Origin of the sequence: Bacillus thuringiensis (genome assembly GCF_001595725.1) — a bacterium.
Taxonomy (GTDB): Bacteria; Bacillota; Bacilli; order Bacillales; family Bacillaceae_G; genus Bacillus_A; species Bacillus_A thuringiensis_K.
Window position 1 is genome coordinate 90,001 of record NZ_CP014282.1, and the last position, 23,749, is coordinate 113,749.

The window sequence follows — 23,749 nt, forward strand, 5'->3', positions numbered from 1 at the left end:
GTAGACGAAGCGACCTGGAAAGGTCCGTCGTAGAGGGTAACAACCCCGTAGTCGAAACTTCGTTCTCTCTTGAATGTATCCTGAGTACGGCGGAACACACGTGAAATTCCGTCGGAATCTGGGAGGACCATCTCCCAAGGCTAAATACTCCCTAGTGATCGATAGTGAACCAGTACCGTGAGGGAAAGGTGAAAAGCACCCCGGAAGGGGAGTGAAAGAGATCCTGAAACCGTGTGCCTACAAATAGTCAGAGCCCGTTAACGGGTGATGGCGTGCCTTTTGTAGAATGAACCGGCGAGTTACGATCCCGTGCGAGGTTAAGCTGAAGAGGCGGAGCCGCAGCGAAAGCGAGTCTGAATAGGGCGTTTAGTACGTGGTCGTAGACCCGAAACCAGGTGATCTACCATGTCCAGGGTGAAGTTCAGGTAACACTGAATGGAGGCCCGAACCCACGCACGTTGAAAAGTGCGGGGATGAGGTGTGGGTAGCGGAGAAATTCCAATCGAACCTGGAGATAGCTGGTTCTCCCCGAAATAGCTTTAGGGCTAGCCTTAAGTGTAAGAGTCTTGGAGGTAGAGCACTGATTGGACTAGGGGTCCTCATCGGATTACCGAATTCAGTCAAACTCCGAATGCCAATGACTTATCCTTAGGAGTCAGACTGCGTGATAAGATCCGTAGTCAAAAGGGAAACAGCCCAGACCGCCAGCTAAGGTCCCAAAGTGTGTATTAAGTGGAAAAGGATGTGGAGTTGCTTAGACAACTAGGATGTTGGCTTAGAAGCAGCCACCATTTAAAGAGTGCGTAATAGCTCACTAGTCGAGTGACTCTGCGCCGAAAATGTACCGGGGCTAAATACACCACCGAAGCTGCGGATTGATACCGAATGGTATCAGTGGTAGGGGAGCGTTCTAAGGACAGTGAAGTCAGACTGGAAGGACTGGTGGAGTGCTTAGAAGTGAGAATGCCGGTATGAGTAGCGAAAGACGGGTGAGAATCCCGTCCACCGAATGCCTAAGGTTTCCTGAGGAAGGCTCGTCCGCTCAGGGTTAGTCAGGACCTAAGCCGAGGCCGACAGGCGTAGGCGATGGACAACAGGTTGATATTCCTGTACCACCTCTTTATCGTTTGAGCAATGGAGGGACGCAGAAGGATAGAAGAAGCGTGCGATTGGTTGTGCACGTCCAAGCAGTTAGGCTGATAAGTAGGCAAATCCGCTTATCGTGAAGGCTGAGCTGTGATGGGGAAGCTCCTTATGGAGCGAAGTCTTTGATTCCCCGCTGCCAAGAAAAGCTTCTAGCGAGATAAAAGGTGCCTGTACCGCAAACCGACACAGGTAGGCGAGGAGAGAATCCTAAGGTGTGCGAGAGAACTCTGGTTAAGGAACTCGGCAAAATGACCCCGTAACTTCGGGAGAAGGGGTGCTTTCTTAACGGAAAGCCGCAGTGAATAGGCCCAAGCGACTGTTTAGCAAAAACACAGCTCTCTGCGAAGCCGTAAGGCGAAGTATAGGGTGACACCTGCCCGGTGCTGGAAGGTTAAGGAGAGGGGTTAGCGTAAGCGAAGCTCTGAACTGAAGCCCCAGTAAACGGCGGCCGTAACTATAACGGTCCTAAGGTAGCGAAATTCCTTGTCGGGTAAGTTCCGACCCGCACGAAAGGTGTAACGATTTGGGCACTGTCTCAACCAGAGACTCGGTGAAATTATAGTACCTGTGAAGATGCAGGTTACCCGCGACAGGACGGAAAGACCCCGTGGAGCTTTACTGTAGCCTGATATTGAATTTTGGTACAGTTTGTACAGGATAGGCGGGAGCCATTGAAACCGGAGCGCTAGCTTCGGTGGAGCGCTGGTGGGATACCCCTGACTGTATTGAAATTCTAACCTACGGGTCTTATCGACCCGGGAGACAGTGTCAGGTGGGCAGTTTGACTGGGGCGGTCGCCTCCTAAAGTGTAACGGAGGCGCCCAAAGGTTCCCTCAGAATGGTTGGAAATCATTCGTAGAGTGCAAAGCATAAGGGAGCTTGACTGCGAGACCTACAAGTCGAGCAGGGACGAAAGTCGGGCTTAGTGATCCGGTGGTTCCGCATGGAAGGGCCATCGCTCAACGGATAAAAGCTACCCCGGGGATAACAGGCTTATCTCCCCCAAGAGTCCATCGACGGGAGGTTTGGCACCTCGATGTCGGCTCATCGCATCCTGGGGCTGTAGTCGGTCCCAAGGGTTGGGCTGTTCGCCCATTAAAGCGGTACGCGAGCTGGGTTCAGAACGTCGTGAGACAGTTCGGTCCCTATCCGTCGTGGGCGTAGGAAATTTGAGAGGAGCTGTCCTTAGTACGAGAGGACCGGGATGGACGCACCGCTGGTGTACCAGTTGTTCTGCCAAGGGCATAGCTGGGTAGCTATGTGCGGAAGGGATAAGTGCTGAAAGCATCTAAGCATGAAGCCCCTCAAGATGAGATTTCCCATAGCGTAAGCTAGTAAGATCCCTGAAAGATGATCAGGTTGATAGGTTCGAGGTGGAAGCATGGTGACATGTGGAGCTGACGAATACTAATAGATCGAGGACTTAACCATATAATATGAAGCAATGTTATCTAGTTTTGAAGGAATATGCCTTCATAGTTTGGTGATGATGGCAGAGAGGGTCACACCCGTTCCCATACCGAACACGGAAGTTAAGCTCTCTAGCGCCGATGGTAGTTGGGACCTTGTCCCTGTGAGAGTAGGACGTCGCCAAGCAACTAAACACGAGTCAAATGACTCGTGTTTTTTCGTATTTTCTTTTATAATCCATAGTAATTAAAAAAATGTGCTTAAATAATTACTATTTTGATTAAATGCAGGGGAATGTGGCTAGGATAGTGAATAAGCAAAAGAGTTGCAAATTTTATTAATACGTATATAATTAAAGTCAAAGATAGTCAAAGTCAATAAAGGTGGCGGATAAATGAGAAATATATCTGATATCATTGAGCAATATCTAAAGCAAGTTATTGACTTAAGTAATAATAATGTGATTGAAATCAAAAGAAATGAGATTGCGGATCGCTTCGAGTGCGTACCATCTCAAATCAATTATGTAATCAATACCCGTTTTACATTAGAAAGAGGATTTGTAGTAGAAAGTAAACGTGGTGGAGGAGGTTACATTCGCATTATAAAAGTCAAACTGCATGATGATATAGACATTATTGATCAAATGCTTCATATGATTGATCATAGCGTTGCACAAGGGAATGCAGAGAGTATGATTATACGTTTATTAGAAGAGGGAATTATAACAGGCCGTGAAGCAAAACTAATGTTAAGTGTACTAGATCGTTCTGTATTATCAATGGATATTCCTTCTCGAGATGAACTTAGGGCTCGAATATTATGCGCAATGTTAAGAACACTGAAATATAAATAAATACAGCTTTTGTAAAAGAATGATAATTAAGATAGGGCAGTTAAATATTGTAGAAGTTTTGAAAAAGAGCATGTACTTTTATCTAAATGGATTAAGGAAAGAGGACAATCTAGTAATGTATGAAAAGTATCATGAGGTAGATCGTTCCTGTTGTAAAGGTGGGGATATTGATGACTTGTCAAAACTGTAATATAAGACCAGCAACTTTACATTATACAAAAGTAATCAACGGGAAGAAGGCGGAAGTTCATCTTTGTGAGCAATGTGCAGAGCAAAGTGGCTATACGTCTTTCTTTCAATCATCACAGTCTAACTTTTCATTTCATGATGTATTTGCTGGTTTATTACACGGTGAATCAACAATGTTTGGAGAAGGAAAAAACGGGTTTTCAAATACAAATACAGTAAGATGTCCAGGTTGTAAGATGACATATGAACATTTTACAAAGGTGGGACGCTTTGGTTGTGCTTCTTGTTACGATACATTTAAAGGACACTTAAACCCATTGTTAAAGCGACTTCATGGTGGACATACAGAACATTGTGGAAAAATTCCGGAACGAATGGAAGGAAATATCCACTTAAAGAAAGAATTAGATGAACTAAAACTTATTCTGAAACAATATGTACAGAATGAGGAGTTTGAGAAAGCTGCTGAGGTAAGAGATGAAATTCGAGGGCTTGAAACTCAGCTTAGTGAGCATAGAGAGGGGGAGTAGTTCTATGTCACTGGACAAAATTATGAATGAAGCGATTAGTCCATGGATGAAGGGGGATGGCCCTGATTCTGATATTGTTTTAAGTAGTCGAATTCGTTTGGCTCGTAATTTTAAGCAATATCAATTTTCTACTATGCAAAACGAAGAGGAAGCTCAAAAGGTTCAAGAATTATTTAAAAAGAAATTTATAAATAAAGCGGTAGAGCCCTTTGGGAAGTTTGGACTATTAAAAATGAATGAATTAACTCCTCTTCAAAGGAGAGTTTTAGTTGAAAAGCATTTAATTAGTCCAAATCTAGCAGGGACTGAATATGGAGCATGTCTGTTATCAGAAAGCGAACACATTAGTGTGATGCTTAATGAGGAAGACCACATTAGGATTCAGTGCCTATTTCCAGGACTACAGTTATCAAAGGCGCTTCAAAGCGCCAATCAAATAGATAATTGGATTGAAAAAGAGGTTGAATATGCTTTTGATGAATCACTTGGATATATTACGAGTTGTCCTACTAACGTTGGTACAGGATTAAGAGCTTCTGTAATGATTCATTTACCAGGGCTGGTTTTAACAAAAAGAATTAGCCGTATTATACAAGTAATTCAAAAATTAGGTTTAGTAGTAAGAGGAATATACGGTGAAGGTAGCGAAGCGTTAGGTAATATATTTCAAGTATCAAATCAAATGACGCTAGGGAAATCCGAAGAAGATATTATTGCAGATTTAAAGAGTGTCATGCAGCAAATCATACAACAAGAAAAATTGGCCAGAGAATTAATTGTACAAAATTCGAGTATTGAGCTTGAAGATAAGGTTTATCGTTCTTACGGTATACTAGCAAACAGTCGTTTAATTCAATCTGCAGAAGCGGCAACTTGCTTATCGGATGTACGACTCGGTATTGATCTAGGATATATAAAAGGTATATCGAGAAATATTTTGACTGAGCTAATGGTTCTTACGCAACCTGGTATTTTACAACAATATGCAGGAGGACCTTTAGGACCAGAAGAAAGAGATTATCGAAGAGCAACCTTAATCCGTGAGCGATTACGTATTGAAAAAAACTAAGCGCAAGTAGGAGGCGATTTCTATGATGTTTGGAAGATTTACAGAAAGAGCACAGAAAGTATTAGCTTTATCTCAAGAGGAAGCAATTCGCATTGGGCATAATAACATTGGAACAGAACATATTTTACTTGGGCTTGTACGCGAAGGTGAAGGAATTGCAGCAAAAGCGTTAATTGCTCTTGGATTGAGCCCGGAGAAAGTGCAAAAAGAGGTAGAAGCGTTAATTGGACGTGGAACAGAAGCTTCTCAAACTGTACATTATACACCTCGTGCTAAAAAAGTTATTGAATTGTCTATGGATGAAGCGCGTAAGCTAGGACATTCTTACGTTGGAACAGAACATATTTTACTTGGCTTAATCCGTGAAGGTGAAGGTGTAGCGGCACGTGTATTAAATAATTTAGGTGTAAGCCTCAATAAAGCAAGACAACAAGTGTTACAACTTCTTGGAAGTAACGAAGCAAGTTCAGGTCACCAAGGTGGTTCATCGACAAATGCAAATACACCGACACTAGACAGTTTAGCGCGCGACTTAACAGTTGTTGCACGTGAGAATCGTTTGGATCCTGTTATTGGACGTAGTAAAGAAATTCAACGTGTAATTGAAGTGTTAAGCCGTAGAACAAAAAACAATCCAGTGTTAATTGGAGAGCCTGGTGTAGGTAAAACAGCAATTGCTGAAGGGTTAGCACAGCAAATCGTAAATAATGAAGTTCCTGAAACGTTAAGAGATAAGCGTGTTATGACACTAGATATGGGAACAGTGGTAGCTGGGACGAAATATCGTGGTGAGTTTGAAGATCGTTTAAAGAAAGTAATGGATGAAATACGTCAAGCAGGGAATATTATTCTATTTATTGATGAACTTCATACATTAATCGGTGCAGGTGGAGCAGAAGGTGCAATCGATGCATCAAATATTTTAAAACCATCTTTAGCACGCGGAGAATTACAATGTATTGGTGCGACAACTTTAGATGAGTATCGTAAATATATTGAAAAGGATGCAGCTTTAGAGAGACGTTTCCAGCCAATTCATGTTGATGAGCCGAGTCTAGAAGAATCAACTCAAATCTTGAAAGGTTTACGCGATCGTTATGAGGCCCATCACCGTGTGTCTATTACAGATGATGCAATTGATGCAGCTGTGAAACTTTCCGATCGTTATATTACGGATCGTTTCTTACCAGATAAAGCAATTGATTTAATTGATGAAGCTGCTTCAAAGGTTCGCTTACGTTCTTATACAACACCACCAAACTTAAAAGAGCTTGAAGTGAAGCTTGAGGAAATTCGAAAAGAAAAAGATGCGGCTGTACAAAGTCAAGAGTTTGAAAAGGCTGCTTCCTTACGTGATATGGAACAACGCTTACGTGAGAAATTGGAAGATACAAAGCGTCAGTGGAAAGAACAACAAGGAAAAGAAAATTCAGAGGTTACGGTAGAAGATATTGCAAATGTCGTTTCTACATGGACACGTATCCCTGTTTCTAAACTTGCACAAACAGAGACTGATAAATTATTAAACTTAGAATCCATTCTTCATGATCGTGTCATCGGCCAGGATGAAGCGGTAGTGGCTGTAGCGAAAGCTGTTCGTCGTGCAAGAGCAGGACTGAAAGATCCGAAACGTCCAATTGGTTCATTTATTTTCTTAGGACCAACAGGTGTAGGTAAAACAGAATTAGCAAGAGCATTGGCAGAATCTATGTTCGGTGATGAGGATGCAATGATTCGCATTGATATGTCTGAGTATATGGAGAAACATTCAACTTCTCGCTTAGTTGGTTCTCCTCCAGGATATGTTGGGTATGAAGAAGGCGGACAATTAACAGAGAAGGTTCGTCGTAAGCCGTATTCAGTTGTCCTATTAGATGAAGTAGAGAAGGCGCATCCTGATGTATTTAATATTTTACTACAGGTATTGGAAGATGGTCGTTTAACTGATTCTAAAGGACGTACAGTTGACTTCCGTAATACGATTGTTATTATGACGTCTAACGTTGGTGCTGAGGCGTTAAAACGTAACAAACATCTTGGATTTAACGTACAAGATGAAAGCCGTGATTATTCGGATATGAAAGGTAAAGTAATGGATGAGCTGAAAAAGGCATTTCGTCCAGAATTCTTAAACCGTATTGATGAAATTATCGTATTCCATATGCTTGAGAAAAAACATATTCAAGAAATTGTGACTCTTATGGTAAATCAGTTAGTGAATCGCTTAAAAGAACAAGAAATTGAATTGCAATTAACAGAAGGGGCGATTGCAGCTATTGCTGATAAAGGGTTTGATCGTGAATATGGTGCTCGTCCACTACGTAGAGCAATTCAGAAGCATGTAGAGGATAGACTATCGGAAGAACTTTTAAAAGGTGCTATTGAGAAAGGACAAAAAGTTATCTTTGATGTAGAAGGGGAAACATTTGTCATTCATAGTGCTGAAAAGGTAAAATAAGTATAGACAAACTAAGAGGGCTACGAGATAGCCCTCTTTCTTGTACGAGAAGGTCAAATGTTTATAGATGAAAGCGAAGTGAAATATAAAAAGATATGGCTAAAAAGAAAACAAAATTCACATGTCAAGAGTGTGGTTATCAATCACCAAAATATATGGGTAAATGTCCAGGGTGTGGTCAATGGAATTCGCTTGTTGAAGAGATGGAACCAGTTGTATCATCCAGACGCCTAAATTATGCAAATGCAATTCAAACAGAAGTAACAAAACCAAGACGTCTTACAGAAGTAGAAACAAAGTCTGAGGCACGTATTGAAACAAAATTTCAGGAGTTTAACCGTGTACTAGGTGGCGGAATTGTAGATGGATCTTTAGTACTTATTGGTGGGGACCCTGGGATTGGAAAATCAACGTTATTATTACAGATTTCCTCGCAATTAGCAGATGCTTCATATGATGTATTGTATATATCAGGTGAGGAGTCAGCAAAGCAGATTAAACTTCGTGCAGATCGTTTACATGTAAATGGTAGTAATCTATTTGTTGTATCAGAGACAGATTTACAGCGTATTGCAGCACATATTGAAGAGATGAATCCTGCTTTTGTTGTTATTGATTCTATTCAAACGATACATTTACCTGAGGTGACATCAGCTCCTGGTAGTGTGGCGCAAGTACGTGAATGTACAGCAGAATTAATGAAACTTGCAAAAACAAAGGGAATCCCAATTTTCATCGTAGGGCATGTGACAAAAGAAGGTGCAATTGCGGGACCGCGTATGCTAGAACATATGGTCGATGCAGTTCTTTACTTTGAAGGAGATCGACACCATACATATCGTATTTTACGAGCTGTAAAGAATCGTTTTGGTTCTACGAATGAAATGGGTATCTTTGAAATGAAAGAACTTGGCCTTGCAGAAGTCTTAAATCCTTCTGAGATTTTCCTTGAGGAAAGACCAGTTGGAGTTGCAGGTTCAACAGTAGTTGCCTCAATGGAAGGAACAAGACCAGTTTTAGTAGAAATACAGGCATTAATTTCCCCTACTAGTTTTGGAAACCCTCGAAGAATGGCGACAGGAATTGATCATAATCGTGTCTCGCTTATTATGGCGGTACTAGAGAAAAGAACAGGTTTACTATTACAAAATCAAGATGCGTATTTAAAAGTAGCTGGTGGTTTGAAATTAGATGAACCGGCAATTGATTTAGCTGTTGCCTTAAGTATAGCTTCAAGTTTTAGAGATAAATCTACGGCACCAACTGATGCGGTAATAGGAGAAGTTGGATTAACTGGAGAAATAAGAAGAGTATCAAGAATCGAACAACGTGTACAAGAAGCAGCTAAATTAGGATTTCAACGTGCTATCATTCCTAGAAAAAATTTAGGGGGGTGGACAATTCCAGAGGGGATTGAGGTTGTAGGTGTTTCTAATTTAGGAGAAGCGCTTCGTTTGACATTAGGAGGCTAGGCTATGGAAGAAAATAAGCAACGTGTCAAAAGTATAATTAATATTTTACAGCTCGTGGCCCCGGGAACACCACTGCGCGAAGGGATAGATAATGTACTTCGCGCACAAACAGGGGGACTAATTGTTCTTGGGTATAATGAGCAGATTAAAAGCATTGTTGATGGTGGTTTTCATATTAATTGCGCATTCTCTCCTGCTAGTTTATATGAATTAGCAAAAATGGATGGAGCACTTATTTTAAATGAAACTGGAAGTAAAATTTTAATTGCAAACGCACAGTTAGTTCCGGATTCATCTATTGATTCTATTGAAACAGGTATGCGTCACCGAACAGCAGAGCGTGTAGCAAAGCAGACGGGCAGCCTTGTTGTGGCCATTTCACAAAGACGTAATGTAATTACGCTATATCAAGGGAACTTACGTTATACATTAAAAGATATAGGTGTCATTTTAACAAAAGCAAATCAAGCAATTCAAACGCTAGAAAAATATAAGGCTGTATGGAATGACGGCATTACGAATTTGGGTATTCTAGAATTTGAAGAGGTCGTTACAATGTCCGAGGTGGTTCACGTTTTACATAGTGTTGAAATGGTGCTGCGTATAAAAAATGAAATATTGAGCTATATTCATGAGTTAGGAACAGAAGGTAGGTTAATTCGTTTACAGCTTACAGAATTACTAGCTGATTTAGAGGCAGAGGCAGCATTGTTAATTAAAGATTATCACCAGGAGAAAACACAAGACCATCATCAAATCTTGAAAAAGTTACAAGATCTTGCAAATACACAACTTTTAGAGGATAGTGATTTAGTTAAATTACTTGGCTATCCAGGACAAACAAGTTTAGAAGAAAGTGTGACACCTAGAGGGTACCGAATCACAAGCAAGATTTCTCGTGTTCCGCCACTTATTATCGAGAATTTAATTAATCGATTTAAAACATTGCAAGGTGTTTGCCGAGCAACTATTAATGAATTGGATGATGTGGAAGGAATTGGAGAAGTGAGAGCGAAGAAAATACGAGAAGGTCTAAAAAGAATTCAAGAGCATCTCTATATGAGTAGACACAATTAAGAATATTACATTGATTCTATAATATAACGACACTAGAACATTTTTGGTATATGATATGATATATTGGTAAATAAAACTATTTACAAAAAAACACGTCCGCTTTTGCATTCGGCGTTTTGATTAGCGAAACAATGGTTAATAATGAGTAGGAGGTGGTTGGATGTTAAAACGGATTGTACAGCTCTTCTTTTTAGTGATCGGGGGAGCGTTAGGGATTTACTTAATCCCAAAAATTATTAATGTATTAGATATCGGTGCGGTTCCTTTGTTGGAAGGATCGTATGTTCGTGCAATTATTGGTGCAATTATTTTATTTTTAACAACATTTTGGCTTGTAGATTATATTGTTCAACTTATTAAGCATATTGAAGAGGCTCTTGTAAAGGCGCCTGTAGCAGATGTTTTATTTGGTACATTAGGATTAATCTCTGGTCTTATTGTTGCATATTTAATTTTGATACCAATTCGTGAATTTACAATTCCAGTTATTAGTACGGTGTTGCAAGTGTTCTTCACCCTTTTACTTGGATATTTAGGATTCCAAGTAGGATTTAAAAAGAGGAATGAATTGCTAGGATTATTTACATTACCCCAACGCGGAGGTAAGAAGAAAAACAATAGTGAGAATGAAGAGGTAGAGGTCGAAGCGGAAAAATCTACGACTCATTGGAAAATTCTCGATACGAGTGTAATTATTGACGGACGTATTGCAGATATTTGCCAAACAAAGTTTTTAGAAGGAACAATTGTCATTCCGCAATTCGTATTAGAAGAGCTTCAGCATATTGCCGATTCTTCAGATGCTTTAAAGCGTAATCGTGGCCGCAGAGGACTAGACATTTTAAATCGTATTCAAAAGGAGATGCCAATTCCGGTAGAAATTTATGAAGGCGATTTCGATGATATCCAAGAAGTAGATAGCAAGCTTGTAAAGTTGGCAAAAATCACTGGTGGAACTGTAGTAACAAACGATTTCAATTTAAACAAAGTTTCTGAATTACAAGGGGTTACGGTGTTAAACATTAATGATTTAGCTAATGCGATTAAACCAGTCGTACTCCCTGGTGAAGAATTAAGTGTTTATGTTGTGAAAGATGGTAAAGAACAAAATCAAGGTGTTGCATACTTAGATGATGGTACGATGATTGTAGTAGAAGATGGTAGAGAGTATGTGGGTTCACAACTTGATGTACTTGTTACTAGCGTATTACAAACATCGGCTGGTCGTATGATTTTCGCAAAACGTAAATTGCTAGAAAAAGCATTATAAGTAGAGGATTATTAATATGTATACATTAATTATTCCGGCAGCGGGCCAAGGGAAACGAATGGGTGCTGGTAAAAATAAGTTATTTTTACTTATAGATGAAGTACCAATTATTGTGCACACATTGCGTGCTTTTGAAAAAGATAAAGCGTGCAAAAGTATTATTATGGCAATTAACGAAGAGGAACGCCCGTATTTTGAAGAGTTAATGCAGAAGTACCAGATTGAAAAGCACGTACAATTTATTCAGGGTGGAGCCGAAAGACAAGATAGCGTATATAACGCACTTCAGTATGCGAGTGGTGTCGAATATGTTCTTGTGCATGACGGGGCGCGCCCGTTCGTAACGAATAAAGTGATTCGCGATGTATTAACTGCAGCAGAAAAATATGGAGCTTCCATTTGTGCAGTGCCAGTAAAAGATACTGTTAAGAAAGTAGAGCGGGGTGTTGTTGTAGAAACGGTAGAGCGATCTCAACTTAACGCTGTACAAACACCACAAGGATTCTCTGTTTCTCTTTTGCTAGAAGCTCATAGAAGCGCAAAGCAAAGTTGTTTTCTTGGCACAGATGATGCAAGTCTCGTAGAACGTGTTGGGAAGCAAGTAGGTGTAGTAGAGGGGAGTTACTATAATATTAAAGTGACGACTCCGGAAGATCTATTAATTGCTGAAAGTTTCCTACGTGTTCAGAAGAAATAACGTTGATGATGTGTTAATAAAGAAAAGCTCGGCAACAGCCGGGCTTTTCTTTATAAGGATAGCGATATAATATAGAGTCATAAAGCTCAGTAGTTTAGCTTAAGGAGGAAGTAAGGATGTTTCGAATTGGACAAGGTTTTGATGTACATGAATTTGCGGAAGGGCGCCCGTTGATTATCGGTGGAATTACAATTCCACACGAGAAAGGATTAATCGGTCATTCAGATGCAGATGTATTGTTACATACGATTGCTGATGCATGTTTAGGTGCGATTGCAGCAGGAGATATCGGAAAGCATTTTCCTGATACAGACCCAGCTTTTAAAGATGCAGATTCAGCTGTATTGTTACAAAAAGTTTGGGAATTTGTACGTGAACAAGGTTATGAGTTAGGAAATTTAGATTGTACAATTATTGCTCAAAAACCAAAAATGGCACCACATATTGAGAGCATGCGTAAGCGCATTAGTGAACTGTTAGAAACGTCTATCAATAACATTAATGTAAAGGCAACAACAACAGAAAAATTAGGATTTACAGGTAGAGAAGAAGGGATTGCTTCTCAAGCGGTTGTTTTATTACAGAAAAAATAATGGTTTTTAATTCGTAAGATGGATAATCACATTTTTTTGGTGTACAATTATAGAATGTGTTGACATTAAGAATGGAAGGTGTACCAATTATGGAAAAGCAAGTGAGAGTGCGCTACGCGCCAAGTCCAACAGGACACTTACATATCGGAAATGCGCGTACGGCATTATTTAATTATTTATTTGCTCGTCATTTAGATGGCAAATTTATTATTCGTATTGAAGATACTGATGTAAAACGTAACGTGGCTGGTGGAGAAGAAAGCCAATTAAAATACTTGAAATGGCTCGGTATGGACTGGGATGAAGGTGTTGATGTTGGTGGTGAATTTGGACCATATCGCCAAACAGAGCGTTTAGATATTTATAAAAAATTATATGAAGATTTATTAGAGCGTGGTCTAGCTTATAAATGTTACATGACAGAAGAAGAGCTAGAAGCAGAGCGTGAAGGACAAATCGCTCGTGGTGAAACACCTCGTTACGCAGGTAACCACCGTGAATTAACTGAAGAACAAGTGAAAGAATTTGAAGCTGAGGGACGTATTCCAAGTATTCGTTTCCGTGTACCAGCTGATCGTGACTACACATTCAAAGATATTGTAAAAGATGAAGTTGCGTTCCATTCAAATGATTTCGGTGATTTTGTTATTGTGAAAAAAGATGGAATTCCAACTTATAACTTTGCAGTAGCAGTAGATGATCATCTAATGGAAATTACACATGTACTTCGTGGTGATGATCATATTTCAAATACACCGAAACAAATGATGATTTATGAAGCTTTCGGCTGGGATATTCCACAATTCGGTCATATGACTCTAATTGTTAATGAAAGTCGTAAAAAGTTAAGTAAGCGTGATGAATCTATTATTCAATTTATTGAGCAATATAAAGAGCTTGGGTATCTTCCAGAAGCAATCTTTAACTTTATTGCACTACTAGGTTGGTCTCCGGTAGGAGAAGAAGAAATCTTCTCTAAAGATGAGTTTATCAAAATGTTCGATGCAGCTCGTTTATCAAAATCACCTGCATTATTTGATTCTCAAAAACTAAAATGGATGAACAACCAGTATATGAAAAAGCAAGATTTAGATACGGTTGTAGAGTTAAGCTTACCGCATTTAGTGAAAGCTGGACGTGTGGGAGAAACTTTAAGCGAACAAGACCAAGCTTGGATTCGTGATGTAATTGCTTTATACCATGAACAAATGAGTTTTGGAGCTGAAATTGTAGAGCTTTCTGAAATGTTCTTTAAAGATCATGTTGATTATGAAGAAGAAGGACAAGAAGTATTAAATGGTGAACAAGTACCTGAAGTACTTCGTGCATTTGCTGGTCAAATAGAAGCTCTAGAAGCAATGGAGCCAGCAGCAATTAAGGCAGCGATTAAAGCAGTTCAAAAGGAAACAGGACATAAAGGTAAAAATTTATTTATGCCAATCCGTGTTGCAACTACAGGACAAACGCATGGTCCAGAGCTTCCGAATGCTATTGCACTTCTTGGAAAAGAAAAAGTTTTAAATCGTCTTCAAAAAGTAATTGGTTAACATTTTCTAGATTTAGAAATATAATAAGTATACCTAAAACCTAATAAGGAAAAGCGACGAGAAGGAGAAGTAGAAAATCAGGCTTTTTACAGAGAGAACCACCTTTAGGCTGGGAGTGGTTTATAAGCGGATTTTTGAAATGCCCCTTCGAGTCTTCTGCTGAACAGCGAATTGCTTCGTGGGATGTCTTAGGCCGCAAAGTAAGCAGAAGCGGTGTACACCGTTATCATGGATGAGTTTGAGGCTTTTTTAAGCCTAAACAGAGTGGAACCGCGCTTAAAAGGCGTCTCTGTCAATATGACAGAGACGCCTTTTTTTTATACCGTGTAAATAGGTATGAATATAGAATTTATCTCCTTATATAAAGAATTAGAGGAGAAGTGATGAGTTAGGGGAGTTAGTTCGTTCGACAAAAAAGCAGCCCATAAAGGGGAGGGAACACCGATGTTTAAGAGGCTTCGGGAAGATATTGAAGTCGTTTTTGAACAGGATCCAGCGGCAAGAGGTTATTTCGAAGTCATTTTAACTTACTCTGGATTACATGCAGTTTGGGCCCACCGAATTGCACATGCTTTTTATAAAAGAAATTTTTTCTTTCTTGCACGTTTTGTTTCACAAGTGAGCCGCTTTTTTACTGGCATTGAGATCCATCCAGGAGCAACTATTGGTCGACGCTTTTTCATAGATCATGGAATGGGAGTTGTAATTGGAGAAACTTGTGAAATTGGTGATAATGTAACGATTTATCAAGGGGTTACATTAGGTGGTACAGGAAAAGAAAAAGGGAAGAGGCACCCAACAATTCAGGATAATGTATTAATTGCGACGGGTGCTAAAGTTCTTGGGTCTATTACTGTGGGGGAGAATTCTAAAATCGGAGCAGGGTCTGTCGTATTAAAAGAAGTTCCTGCACATTCTACAGTTGTAGGTATACCTGGCCGTGTCGTTATTCAAAATGGAGTAAAGATTGGTCAAGAATTAAATCACTCTGACCTTCCAGATCCGATTTTTGATAAATTAAAGGCTATGGAAGTAGAAATTGATAAATTGAAGAAACAATTGGAATTAAAGGTAGAAAGGAAGGATAAAAATGACTATTCACATTTATAATACGTTAACACGTCAAAAAGAAGAGTTTATTCCATTAGAAGAAAATAAGGTAAAGATGTATGTATGCGGACCTACAGTTTATAACTACATTCATATTGGGAATGCAAGACCTCCTATGGTATTCGATACAGTGCGTCGTTATTTAGAATACAAAGGATACGATGTGCAATATGTATCTAACTTTACGGATGTAGATGATAAATTAATTAAAGCGGCAAATGAATTAGGTGAAGATGTACCGACAATTGCTGATCGTTTTGTTGAAGCGTACTTTGAAGATGTAACAGCACTAGGTTGCAAACACGCAACAGTTCATCCTCGTGTAACAGAAAATATGGATATCATTATTGAATTTATTCAAGAACTTGTGAATAAAGGGTATGCATATGAATCAGAGGGTGATGTGTACTTTAAGACGAAGGAATTCGAAGGTTACGGTAAATTATCACATCAACCAATCGCAGATTTACGTCACGGTGCTCGTATTGAGGTAGGGGAAAAGAAACAAGACCCTCTTGATTTTGCTTTATGGAAAGCTGCGAAAGAAGGAGAAATCTTCTGGGAAAGCCCTTGGGGGCAAGGACGTCCAGGATGGCATATTGAATGCTCAGCAATGGCGCGTAAGTACTTAGGGGATACAATTGACATTCATGCTGGTGGTCAAGACTTGGCGTTCCCACATCATGAAAATGAAATTGCGCAGTCAGAGGCATTGACTGGAAAAACGTTTGCACGTTACTGGATGCATAATGGATATATTAATATTAACAATGAGAAGATGTCTAAATCGCTTGGTAACTTTATTTTAGTTCACGATATTATTAAGCAATACGACCCGCAGTTAATTAGATTCTTTATGTTATCAGTACACTATCGTCACCCGATTAACTTTAGTGAAGAGTTATTACAAAGTACGAATAATGGACTGGAAAGAATTAAAACAGCTTATGGAAACTTAAAGCATCGTATGGAGAGTAGTACGGATTTAACGGACCATAATGAGAAATGGTTAGCTGAAATAGAGAAATTCCAGACTGCATTTGAAGAGGCAATGAATGATGACTTTAACACTGCAAATGCAATTACCGAATTATACAACGTAGCAAATCATGCAAATCAATATTTACTTGAAGAGCATACATCTAAAGTTGTAATTGAAGCATACGTAAAACAACTGGAAACGTTATTTGATATTTTAGGATTAGAATTATCAAAAGAAGAATTACTGGATGAAGAAATTGAAGAGCTTATCCAAAAGCGCATTGAAGCTCGTAAAAATCGCGATTTCGCATTGTCTGATCAAATTCGTGACGATTTAAAAGAACGTAATATTATTTTAGAAGATACCGCTCAAGGTACAAGATGGAAAAGAGGATAAGGATGATTGATGCAAAGCAATTAAACAGCTTGGCGTTAGCGTATATGGGTGATGCGGTATATGAACAATATATCCGCTATCACCTCCTTCAAAAAGGAAAAGTTCGCCCTAATCAATTACATCGCTTAGGGACGAGCTTTGTTTCAGCAAAAGCACAGGCGAAAGTTGTTTATCATTTATTAGAGACGGCATTTTTGACAGAGGAAGAAGAGGCGGTATTAAGAAGAGGGCGTAATGCAAATTCAGGTACAGTTCCGAAAAATACGGATGTACAAACATATCGACATAGTACAGCCTTTGAAGCACTAATTGGTTATCATCATTTATTAAATAATCGTGAAAGATTAGATGAAATTGTATATAAGGCAATTGCAGTTTTAGAAGAAAAGGAAGGGGGCACATCATCATGACTAGTGAATATATTATCGGACGTAACCCTGTAATTGAAGCGTTAAGATCAGGGAGAGATATTAATAAAATTTGGATCGCAGAAGGTGCTGCCAAAGGACAAGTACAAATTGTACTAGCGTTAGCGAAAGAAAATAAGATTATTTTACAACATGCACCAAAGAAAAAGTTAGATCAATTAGTTGAGGGTAATCATCAAGGTGTAATTGCTCAAGTAGCTGCATATCAGTATGCAGAGTTAGAAGATTTATTCAAAGTGGCAGAAAAACGTAATGAAGATCCATTCTTCTTAATTTTAGATGAGATTGAAGATCCGCATAACCTAGGTTCTATTATGCGTACTGCTGATGCAACTGGAGCTCATGGAATTATTATTCCGAAGAGAAGAGCTGTGGGACTTACAGCATCAGTTGCGAAAGCATCAACAGGAGCGATTGAATACATTCCTGTTGCGCGCGTAACAAACTTATCTCGTACAATTGATGAATTAAAAGAGCGTGGACTTTGGATTGCTGGTACAGATGCCAAAGGGAAAACGGATTACCGTAATTTAGATGGTACAATGCCGATTGGATTAGTAATTGGTAGTGAAGGAAAAGGTATGAGTCGTATTATTGGTGAAAAATGTGATTTCCTAATCACTCTACCGATGGTGGGGAAAGTTACATCCTTAAATGCTTCAGTAGCCGCAAGTTTGTTAATGTATGAGGTATATCGTAAACGTCACGAAATTGGTAAATAAAAAATGAACGATATTTTAATCGTTGACGGTTACAACATTATCGGAGCTTGGGGAGATTTGAAGAAACTGCGGGATGTAGATTTACAATCATCAAGAGATGCGCTTATTGATAAGATGGCGGATTATCAAGGGTATACAGGCACAAAAGTGATGATAGTCTTTGATGCCTATACAGTCCATGGTATTGAAAAAAAGATGAAACAATCTCGTGTAGAAGTCATATTCACACGAAAGAATCAAACTGCAGACGAAAAGATAGAGCAACTTGCAATAGAGCTTAGAAATATAAATACACAAATATATGTTGCGACTTCTGATTATACAGAACAATGGGTTATATTTGGGCAAGGTGCCCTTCGAAAATCTGCGCGTGAATTAGAGTTGGAAGTACAAGCGATGGAACAACAAGTAAGAAGGCGTACAAAAGACACGAAAGAACAGCAGCCCGCCATGCGAAAGATATTTAGTAAAGATATTACAGAAAAATTAGAAAAATTAAGAAGAGGAGAGCGTTGAAGCATTGACGCTCTTTATCTTTTTACTGTATAATATTGCTAAATAAATAGCGGTCGGAGGGATCAAGGTGGAAGCAGGCTTCGTAAGTATAGGCGACGTTACATTTCGTGATTTAGAGGATGAGGCAATCGTTGAGTTAGTTCGAAAAGGTAATACTGACGCTCTAGAATATTTAATTCACAAGTATAAGAACTTTGTTCGTGCGAAATCAAGATCTTACTTTTTAGTGGGTGCCGATCGAGAAGACATTGTTCAAGAAGGTATGATAGGGTTGTTTAAAGCAATTCGTGATTATAAAGAGGACAAGCTGTCTTCATTCAAAGCATTTGCTGAACTATGTATCACTCGACAAATTATTACCGCTATTAAAACGGCAACAAGACAAAAACATATTCCTTTAAATTCGTATGTGTCTTTAGATAAGCCGATTTACGATGAGGAATCTGATCGAACGTTATTGGATGTTATTTCTGAAGCAAAGGTGACTGATCCTGAAGAGATGATCATTAGCCAGGAAGAATATACAGACATAGAATCAAAAATATCTGAATTATTAAGCGATTTAGAAAGGAAAGTGCTTTCTTTATATTTAGATGGTCGTTCTTATCAAGAGATTTCAGAACAGTTAAACAGGCATGTGAAATCTATTGATAACGCTTTACAACGAGTAAAGAGGAAATTGGAACGATATATGGAAATGAGAGAAAGTACAACTTTAAATTCATAAGAAGTAACAAGTGCTACAGGTGTAAAATAAATCACCTGTTTTCTTTTGTAGAGAGTACAAATGCATGTCATTGACATTGTCTTTTATTGTATGATACATTTTTAGGGACATAATGTTACAAGGTTGGTGTAACTAATGAGGAAAAAAGTTGTACTCTCATGTGAAGAGTGTAAAAATCGAAACTACTCTACTATGAAAGATACGAGCTCAATAGAGCGACTTGAAATAAAAAAGTTTTGTAAAACATGCAATCAGCATACAGTTCACAAGGAAACAAAATAAATAATTGAAATAATACACTGGAGGTCCCGCAGATGCGTTTAACGAACTTTTTCGGCGATGTAGGTCGCGAAATGAAAAAAGTAAGTTGGCCTAAAAAAGATGAATTACTCCGCTCAACAGCGACTGTTGTTGCTACAGTTGTGTTCTTTGCGATTTTCTTCGCAGTAGTTGATATGGGCATTTCTTCTTTAATTCGGTTAATTCTTGGTTAATTCTTGAATAAGAAGCACTTATCCATGATATAATGTTATTTATAAGAACTGTGTAAAAGCCCGGTGAACGGGTTTTTTCATTTGCGCAAAAAAATGTACGTCAGGGAGGGAAGGACGCTCGTCCTAAATGAATGGAAAAAAGTTGGTATGTTGTCCATACTTATTCTGGATATGAAAATAAAGTAAAAGCAAACCTAGAGAAACGTGTAGAATCAATGGGTATGCAAGATAAAATTTTCCGTGTTGTTGTCCCGGAAGAAGTAGAAGTAGAAATGAAAAACGGAAAAGAAAAATTAATGAAAAGAAAAGTGTTCCCAGGTTATGTATTAGTAGAATTAATCATGACTGATGACTCTTGGTATGTTGTACGTAACACGCCAGGTGTAACTGGGTTCGTTGGTTCTTCTGGTTCTGGATCTAAACCATCACCTCTATTAGAAGAGGAAGTTGTTACCATTATGAAACATATGGGCATGGATAACGAAGTGGTTGATTTCGACTTTGAACTTCATGAGACAGTACGTGTAAATGAGGGGCCATTCGCAGATTATACAGGTGCTATTGAAGAAATTGATGTGGAGAAGAAAAAGGTTAGCGTACTTGTGGACATGTTTGGTCGCGAGACTCCAGTTGAACTTGACTTCCATCAAATTGAAAAATTATAAAATGAAACTTGAAATGAATTGTAAAAAGTGATAATATCTTTTAAGTCAGTACGTCTTCGTTATCGGAGACGTTTTTTGAAAGATTTTATCCTTACAGATAAAATATGACGTGGGAGGGCAAATCACTGTCCAATTGACCACATCACGGACTTAAGGAGGTGTGTCTCGTGGCTAAAAAGGTAATTAAAATGGTAAAGCTTCAAATTCCTGCAGGTAAAGCTAACCCAGCTCCACCAGTTGGTCCAGCATTAGGACAAGCAGGTGTTAACATCATGGGCTTCTGTAAAGAGTTTAACGCTCGTACAGCAGATCAAGCTGGTCTTATCATCCCTGTTGAAATTACGGTATTTGAGGACCGTTCATTCACTTTCATTACTAAAACTCCTCCTGCTGCTGTTCTTCTTAAGAAAGTAGCTGGTATTGAGTCTGGTTCTGGTGAACCAAACCGTAATAAAGTGGCAACTGTTAAGCGTGATAAAGTACGCGAAATCGCTGAAACTAAAATGCCTGACCTAAACGCTGCTAGCGTAGAAGCTGCAATGCGTATGGTTGAAGGTACTGCACGCAGTATGGGCATCGTTATCGAAGACTAATTCGATTTGTTTTTAAAAAAGGTTGCGGGTCTGGAATTCCAATTCGCAACCTTTATTATCGTAAATGATTATCGTTTTTAAATAAATGGATGGCGCTCATCCTCAGGTTATACCTGAAAACAGGCGTAAACGTGGGAGGTTATTCCGCTAAAACCACATTCGAGGAGGAAATAAAAATGGCTAAAAGAGGTAAAAAGTACGTAGAAGCTGCAAAGCTTGTTGATCGTGCAGCTGCTTACTCTGCAACAGAAGCAGTAGAATTAGTAAAGAAAACAAACACAGCTAAATTTGATGCAACTGTAGAAGCTGCATTCCGTTTAGGTGTTGACCCTAAGAAAGCTGACCAACAAATCCGTGGTGCAGTTGTTCTTCCACATGGTACTGGTAAAGTACAACGTGTATTAGTATTTGCTAAAGGTGAAAAAGCTAAAGAAGCTGAAGCTGCTGGAGCTGACTTCGTAGGCGATACTGATTACATCGGTAAAATCCAACAAGGTTGGTTCGATTTCGATGTAGTAGTAGCAACTCCTGACATGATGGGTGAAGTTGGTAAACTTGGTCGCGTATTAGGACCTAAAGGTTTAATGCCAAACCCTAAAACTGGAACAGTTACTTTCGATGTAACTAAAGCTGTTAACGAAATCAAAGCTGGTAAAGTTGAATACCGCGTTGATAAAGCTGGTAACATCCACGTTCCAATCGGTAAAGTATCTTTCGAAGATGCTAAATTAGTAGAAAACTTCAAAACAATTGCTGACACTTTACAAAAAGTTAAGCCAGCTGCTGCAAAAGGTACTTACATGAAGAACGTAACAGTTGCTTCTACAATGGGACCTGGCGTACGTGTAGACGTTTCTACATTAGCGTAAATTTTGGAAGTTGACTTCATAAAGAAGTTTTAATATAATCATTTATGTTGTGAATTTAATTAGTGTACCGTAGACAGTAGGTGTCAATAGACTTAATTTCCTACCTAGGTGTTAATATACGAAGCGGAATCTTTTTTCTGTGACTATATGCCTCCATGTCTACAAGTTGGGCATGGAGGTTTTTAGTGCACTTTCGGTACATCTTCTATATAATCTACAGGAGGTGTAATAACATGAGCAAAGTAATCGAAACTAAACAACAAGTTGTAACTGAAATCGCGGACAAACTTCGCGCTAGTAAATCTACAATCGTTGTTGACTACCGTGGTTTAACAGTTTCTGAAGCAACAGAATTACGTAAGCAATTACGTGAAGCTGGCGTTGAGTTCAAAGTTTACAAAAACTCTCTAACTCGTCGTGCTGCAGAATCTGCTGAAATGGCTGAGTTAAATGAATTCTTAACAGGACCAAACGCAATCGCGTTCAGTAACGAGGATGTAGTTGCTCCTGCGAAAGTATTAAACGACTTCGCTAAAGATCATGAAGCTTTAGAAATTAAAGCGGGCGTAATCGAAGGTAAACTTGTAACACTTGATGAGGTTAAAGCAATCGCTACTCTTCCATCACGTGAAGGCTTACTTTCTATGCTTCTTAGCGTTCTTCAAGCTCCAATCCGTAACCTTGCACTTGCTACTAAAGCAGTTGCAGACCAAAAGGAAGAGCAAGGCGCTTAATTTTTTAAAAGATAATTACGTATTATCGATAAAACAATACAAACCTATTTAAGGGAGGATATTTACAATGACTAAAGAACAAATCATTGAAGCAGTTAAATCTATGACTGTATTAGAACTTAACGACTTAGTAAAAGCTATCGAGGAAGAATTCGGCGTAACTGCTGCTGCTCCTGTAGCTGTTGCTGGTGGCGCTGGAGAAGCTGCTGCTGAGAAAACTGAATTTGATGTGGAACTAACTAGCGCTGGTGCACAAAAAATCAAAGTTATCAAAGTTGTTCGTGAAATCACTGGTCTTGGCTTAAAAGAAGCTAAAGAATTAGTTGACAACACTCCAAAAGTAATCAAAGAAGCTGCTGCTAAAGAAGAAGCTGAAGAAATCAAAGCTAAACTTGAAGAAGTTGGCGCTGCTGTAGAAGTTAAGTAATTAACTTTTGATGCTTTAAAAAAAGCTCGCTCTCATGCGAGCTTTTTTTTTAACTGTAAAGAAAAGAGGTGGCCATATGGCAGACCATTATTTTTCTAACGACCCTTCTAGTAAAAGTGATCGCAAGCGATGGGAGTTTGTCCTTCGTGGATCTCGATTTACTTTCTTATCTGACCATGGGGTGTTCTCGAAAAACGAAGTGGACTTTGGTTCCCGTCTTTTAATTGAAGCGTTTCAAATGCCAGATATTAAAGGTAATATATTAGACGTAGGTTGCGGATACGGTCCTATTGGTTTGTCGTTAGCGAAAGAGTTTCAAGGTCGTGAAGTTCACATGGTGGATGTGAATGAGAGGGCACTTGGGCTTGCGAAAGAAAACGCCGCTAATAACAAAATCGAGAATATACGTATTTTTCAAAGTAGCGTCTATGAAAATGTAGATGGTAAGTATGCTGCTATTCTATCTAACCCTCCGATTCGTGCGGGTAAAGATATCGTACATGAGATTTTAGAAAAAGCTGTGGAGTATTTAGTTCCAGGTGGAGAACTTTGGATTGTTATTCAAAAGAAACAAGGTGCACCGTCTGCGCTAAAAAAACTAGAAGAAGTATTTTCTGAAGTTGAGGTTGTAGAAAAGAAAAAAGGATATTATATCATAAAATCAAAAAAACGTTGACGGTTATTTTTGGCTATGTTAACATTATACAATGCCAATATATGATTTTCTGCGTTGAGAAAGATGTATATTTTTGTTTCTCTTGGAAAAGATAGT

24 protein-coding genes, 2 rRNA genes and 2 other annotated features (1 of these 28 cut by a window edge) are annotated in these 23,749 nt (G+C 38.9%); all 26 genes read left to right on the forward strand.

All coding sequences use genetic code 11. From position 1 onward, the window contains the following. A 23S ribosomal RNA gene (locus AXW78_RS00500) occupies positions 1–2,577 on the forward strand; it begins 334 nt to the left of the window's first position. Between the two features lie 48 nt (positions 2,578–2,625). Further along, positions 2,626–2,742 (forward strand): 5S ribosomal RNA (rrf, locus tag AXW78_RS00505). Between the two features lie 208 nt (positions 2,743–2,950). After that, entirely contained in the window at positions 2,951–3,412 is a 462-nt protein-coding gene (gene ctsR / locus AXW78_RS00510) for a transcriptional regulator CtsR (RefSeq protein WP_001244565.1), read from the forward strand. Between the two features lie 170 nt (positions 3,413–3,582). Further along, complete coding sequence (locus AXW78_RS00515) at positions 3,583–4,131, forward strand: protein-arginine kinase activator protein McsA (protein WP_061883701.1); 549 nt, start codon at positions 3,583–3,585, stop codon at positions 4,129–4,131. Positions 4,132–4,135: 4 nt separating this feature from the next. After that, entirely contained in the window at positions 4,136–5,200 is a 1,065-nt protein-coding gene (locus AXW78_RS00520; RefSeq protein WP_000050842.1) for a protein-arginine kinase McsB, read from the forward strand. Between the two features lie 22 nt (positions 5,201–5,222). Further along, positions 5,223–7,658 carry an ATP-dependent protease ATP-binding subunit ClpC gene (gene clpC, locus AXW78_RS00525; protein WP_000971184.1) on the forward strand — a complete coding sequence of 812 codons (2,436 nt, stop codon included), beginning with the start codon at positions 5,223–5,225 and terminating at the stop codon, positions 7,656–7,658. Positions 7,659–7,753: 95 nt separating this feature from the next. Then, entirely contained in the window at positions 7,754–9,130 is a 1,377-nt protein-coding gene (gene radA, locus AXW78_RS00530) for a DNA repair protein RadA (RefSeq protein ID WP_001085202.1), read from the forward strand. A 3-nt stretch (positions 9,131–9,133) separates the two neighbouring features. Then, positions 9,134–10,207 (forward strand): DNA integrity scanning diadenylate cyclase DisA, encoded by a 1,074-nt coding sequence (gene disA, locus AXW78_RS00535; protein ID WP_000392158.1) that lies wholly within the window; start codon positions 9,134–9,136, stop codon positions 10,205–10,207. Positions 10,208–10,367: 160 nt separating this feature from the next. After that, entirely contained in the window at positions 10,368–11,477 is a 1,110-nt protein-coding gene (locus tag AXW78_RS00540; RefSeq protein WP_000919677.1) for a PIN/TRAM domain-containing protein, read from the forward strand. A 16-nt stretch (positions 11,478–11,493) separates the two neighbouring features. Next, the gene (ispD, locus tag AXW78_RS00545) at positions 11,494–12,174 is read left to right on the forward strand and encodes a 2-C-methyl-D-erythritol 4-phosphate cytidylyltransferase (RefSeq protein WP_000288285.1); all 681 of its coding nucleotides are present in this window, start codon (positions 11,494–11,496) and stop codon (positions 12,172–12,174) included. Between the two features lie 116 nt (positions 12,175–12,290). Continuing rightward, positions 12,291–12,767, forward strand: coding sequence for a 2-C-methyl-D-erythritol 2,4-cyclodiphosphate synthase (gene ispF, locus AXW78_RS00550; protein WP_000488388.1), 477 nt, complete (start codon positions 12,291–12,293; stop codon positions 12,765–12,767). Between the two features lie 89 nt (positions 12,768–12,856). Further along, positions 12,857–14,314 (forward strand): glutamate--tRNA ligase, encoded by a 1,458-nt coding sequence (gene gltX / locus AXW78_RS00555; protein WP_000415143.1) that lies wholly within the window; start codon positions 12,857–12,859, stop codon positions 14,312–14,314. A gap of 47 nt (positions 14,315–14,361) precedes the next feature. Further along, positions 14,362–14,608 (forward strand) — a binding site (T-box leader). Between the two features lie 150 nt (positions 14,609–14,758). Beyond that, complete coding sequence (gene cysE, locus AXW78_RS00560; protein WP_000476496.1) at positions 14,759–15,424, forward strand: serine O-acetyltransferase; 666 nt, start codon at positions 14,759–14,761, stop codon at positions 15,422–15,424. Next, on the forward strand, positions 15,405–16,802 hold the full coding sequence (cysS, locus tag AXW78_RS00565) for a cysteine--tRNA ligase (protein WP_000152251.1): 1,398 nt from the start codon (positions 15,405–15,407) through the stop codon (positions 16,800–16,802). The genes cysE and cysS overlap by 20 nt, the downstream gene beginning before the upstream one ends. Before the next feature lie 2 nt (positions 16,803–16,804). Further along, positions 16,805–17,212, forward strand: coding sequence for a Mini-ribonuclease 3 (locus AXW78_RS00570; protein ID WP_000564261.1), 408 nt, complete (start codon positions 16,805–16,807; stop codon positions 17,210–17,212). Next, positions 17,209–17,952 (forward strand): 23S rRNA (guanosine(2251)-2'-O)-methyltransferase RlmB, encoded by a 744-nt coding sequence (gene rlmB / locus AXW78_RS00575; RefSeq protein ID WP_000200237.1) that lies wholly within the window; start codon positions 17,209–17,211, stop codon positions 17,950–17,952. Before AXW78_RS00570 ends, rlmB begins: the two co-directional genes overlap by 4 nt. Positions 17,953–17,955: 3 nt before the next feature. Further along, a complete protein-coding gene (locus AXW78_RS00580) occupies positions 17,956–18,468 on the forward strand; it encodes an NYN domain-containing protein (protein ID WP_000997886.1) in 513 nt (170 codons plus the stop codon). Between the two features lie 67 nt (positions 18,469–18,535). Continuing rightward, positions 18,536–19,195, forward strand: a complete 660-nt coding sequence (locus AXW78_RS00585) for an RNA polymerase factor sigma-70 (RefSeq protein ID WP_000387193.1) — start codon at positions 18,536–18,538, stop codon at positions 19,193–19,195. Between the two features lie 135 nt (positions 19,196–19,330). Continuing rightward, positions 19,331–19,477: a 50S ribosomal protein L33 gene (gene rpmG / locus AXW78_RS31400; RefSeq protein WP_014481927.1), complete on the forward strand. Its 147-nt coding sequence runs from the start codon at positions 19,331–19,333 to the stop codon at positions 19,475–19,477. Between the two features lie 32 nt (positions 19,478–19,509). After that, the gene (gene secE / locus AXW78_RS00590; protein WP_001241323.1) at positions 19,510–19,689 is read left to right on the forward strand and encodes a preprotein translocase subunit SecE; all 180 of its coding nucleotides are present in this window, start codon (positions 19,510–19,512) and stop codon (positions 19,687–19,689) included. Between the two features lie 131 nt (positions 19,690–19,820). After that, positions 19,821–20,354, forward strand: a complete 534-nt coding sequence (nusG, locus tag AXW78_RS00595) for a transcription termination/antitermination protein NusG (RefSeq protein ID WP_000415794.1) — start codon at positions 19,821–19,823, stop codon at positions 20,352–20,354. A gap of 167 nt (positions 20,355–20,521) precedes the next feature. Then, a complete protein-coding gene (rplK, locus tag AXW78_RS00600) occupies positions 20,522–20,947 on the forward strand; it encodes a 50S ribosomal protein L11 (RefSeq protein ID WP_001085872.1) in 426 nt (141 codons plus the stop codon). 176 nt (positions 20,948–21,123) lie between these two features. Further along, a complete protein-coding gene (rplA, locus tag AXW78_RS00605) occupies positions 21,124–21,816 on the forward strand; it encodes a 50S ribosomal protein L1 (RefSeq protein ID WP_001987630.1) in 693 nt (230 codons plus the stop codon). 49 nt (positions 21,817–21,865) lie between these two features. Continuing rightward, positions 21,866–22,010, forward strand: a sequence feature (ribosomal protein L10 leader region). Positions 22,011–22,049: 39 nt separating this feature from the next. Further along, positions 22,050–22,550 (forward strand): 50S ribosomal protein L10, encoded by a 501-nt coding sequence (gene rplJ, locus AXW78_RS00610; RefSeq protein WP_000048716.1) that lies wholly within the window; start codon positions 22,050–22,052, stop codon positions 22,548–22,550. A gap of 67 nt (positions 22,551–22,617) precedes the next feature. Continuing rightward, complete coding sequence (rplL, locus tag AXW78_RS00615; protein WP_000159736.1) at positions 22,618–22,977, forward strand: 50S ribosomal protein L7/L12; 360 nt, start codon at positions 22,618–22,620, stop codon at positions 22,975–22,977. Positions 22,978–23,053: 76 nt separating this feature from the next. Next, positions 23,054–23,653 (forward strand): class I SAM-dependent methyltransferase, encoded by a 600-nt coding sequence (locus AXW78_RS00620; protein WP_000763289.1) that lies wholly within the window; start codon positions 23,054–23,056, stop codon positions 23,651–23,653. The last annotated feature ends 96 nt before the right edge of the window (positions 23,654–23,749 follow it).

Bases quoted from the DNA above. Each gene is read 5' to 3' on its own strand.
- ctsR (WP_001244565.1), top strand. From the start codon at position 2,951: ATGAGAAATATATCTGATATCATTGAGCAATATCTAAAGCAAGTTATT.
- AXW78_RS00515 (WP_061883701.1), top strand. From the start codon at position 3,583: ATGACTTGTCAAAACTGTAATATAAGACCAGCAACTTTACATTATACA.
- AXW78_RS00520 (WP_000050842.1), top strand. From the start codon at position 4,136: ATGTCACTGGACAAAATTATGAATGAAGCGATTAGTCCATGGATGAAG.
- clpC (WP_000971184.1), top strand. From the start codon at position 5,223: ATGATGTTTGGAAGATTTACAGAAAGAGCACAGAAAGTATTAGCTTTA.
- radA (WP_001085202.1), top strand. From the start codon at position 7,754: ATGGCTAAAAAGAAAACAAAATTCACATGTCAAGAGTGTGGTTATCAA.
- disA (WP_000392158.1), top strand. From the start codon at position 9,134: ATGGAAGAAAATAAGCAACGTGTCAAAAGTATAATTAATATTTTACAG.
- AXW78_RS00540 (WP_000919677.1), top strand. From the start codon at position 10,368: ATGTTAAAACGGATTGTACAGCTCTTCTTTTTAGTGATCGGGGGAGCG.
- ispD (WP_000288285.1), top strand. From the start codon at position 11,494: ATGTATACATTAATTATTCCGGCAGCGGGCCAAGGGAAACGAATGGGT.
- ispF (WP_000488388.1), top strand. From the start codon at position 12,291: ATGTTTCGAATTGGACAAGGTTTTGATGTACATGAATTTGCGGAAGGG.
- gltX (WP_000415143.1), top strand. From the start codon at position 12,857: ATGGAAAAGCAAGTGAGAGTGCGCTACGCGCCAAGTCCAACAGGACAC.
- cysE (WP_000476496.1), top strand. From the start codon at position 14,759: ATGTTTAAGAGGCTTCGGGAAGATATTGAAGTCGTTTTTGAACAGGAT.
- cysS (WP_000152251.1), top strand. From the start codon at position 15,405: ATGACTATTCACATTTATAATACGTTAACACGTCAAAAAGAAGAGTTT.
- AXW78_RS00570 (WP_000564261.1), top strand. From the start codon at position 16,805: ATGATTGATGCAAAGCAATTAAACAGCTTGGCGTTAGCGTATATGGGT.
- rlmB (WP_000200237.1), top strand. From the start codon at position 17,209: ATGACTAGTGAATATATTATCGGACGTAACCCTGTAATTGAAGCGTTA.
- AXW78_RS00580 (WP_000997886.1), top strand. From the start codon at position 17,956: ATGAACGATATTTTAATCGTTGACGGTTACAACATTATCGGAGCTTGG.
- rpmG (WP_014481927.1), top strand. From the start codon at position 19,331: ATGAGGAAAAAAGTTGTACTCTCATGTGAAGAGTGTAAAAATCGAAAC.
- secE (WP_001241323.1), top strand. From the start codon at position 19,510: ATGCGTTTAACGAACTTTTTCGGCGATGTAGGTCGCGAAATGAAAAAA.
- nusG (WP_000415794.1), top strand. From the start codon at position 19,821: ATGGAAAAAAGTTGGTATGTTGTCCATACTTATTCTGGATATGAAAAT.
- rplA (WP_001987630.1), top strand. From the start codon at position 21,124: ATGGCTAAAAGAGGTAAAAAGTACGTAGAAGCTGCAAAGCTTGTTGAT.
- rplJ (WP_000048716.1), top strand. From the start codon at position 22,050: ATGAGCAAAGTAATCGAAACTAAACAACAAGTTGTAACTGAAATCGCG.
- rplL (WP_000159736.1), top strand. From the start codon at position 22,618: ATGACTAAAGAACAAATCATTGAAGCAGTTAAATCTATGACTGTATTA.
- AXW78_RS00620 (WP_000763289.1), top strand. From the start codon at position 23,054: ATGGCAGACCATTATTTTTCTAACGACCCTTCTAGTAAAAGTGATCGC.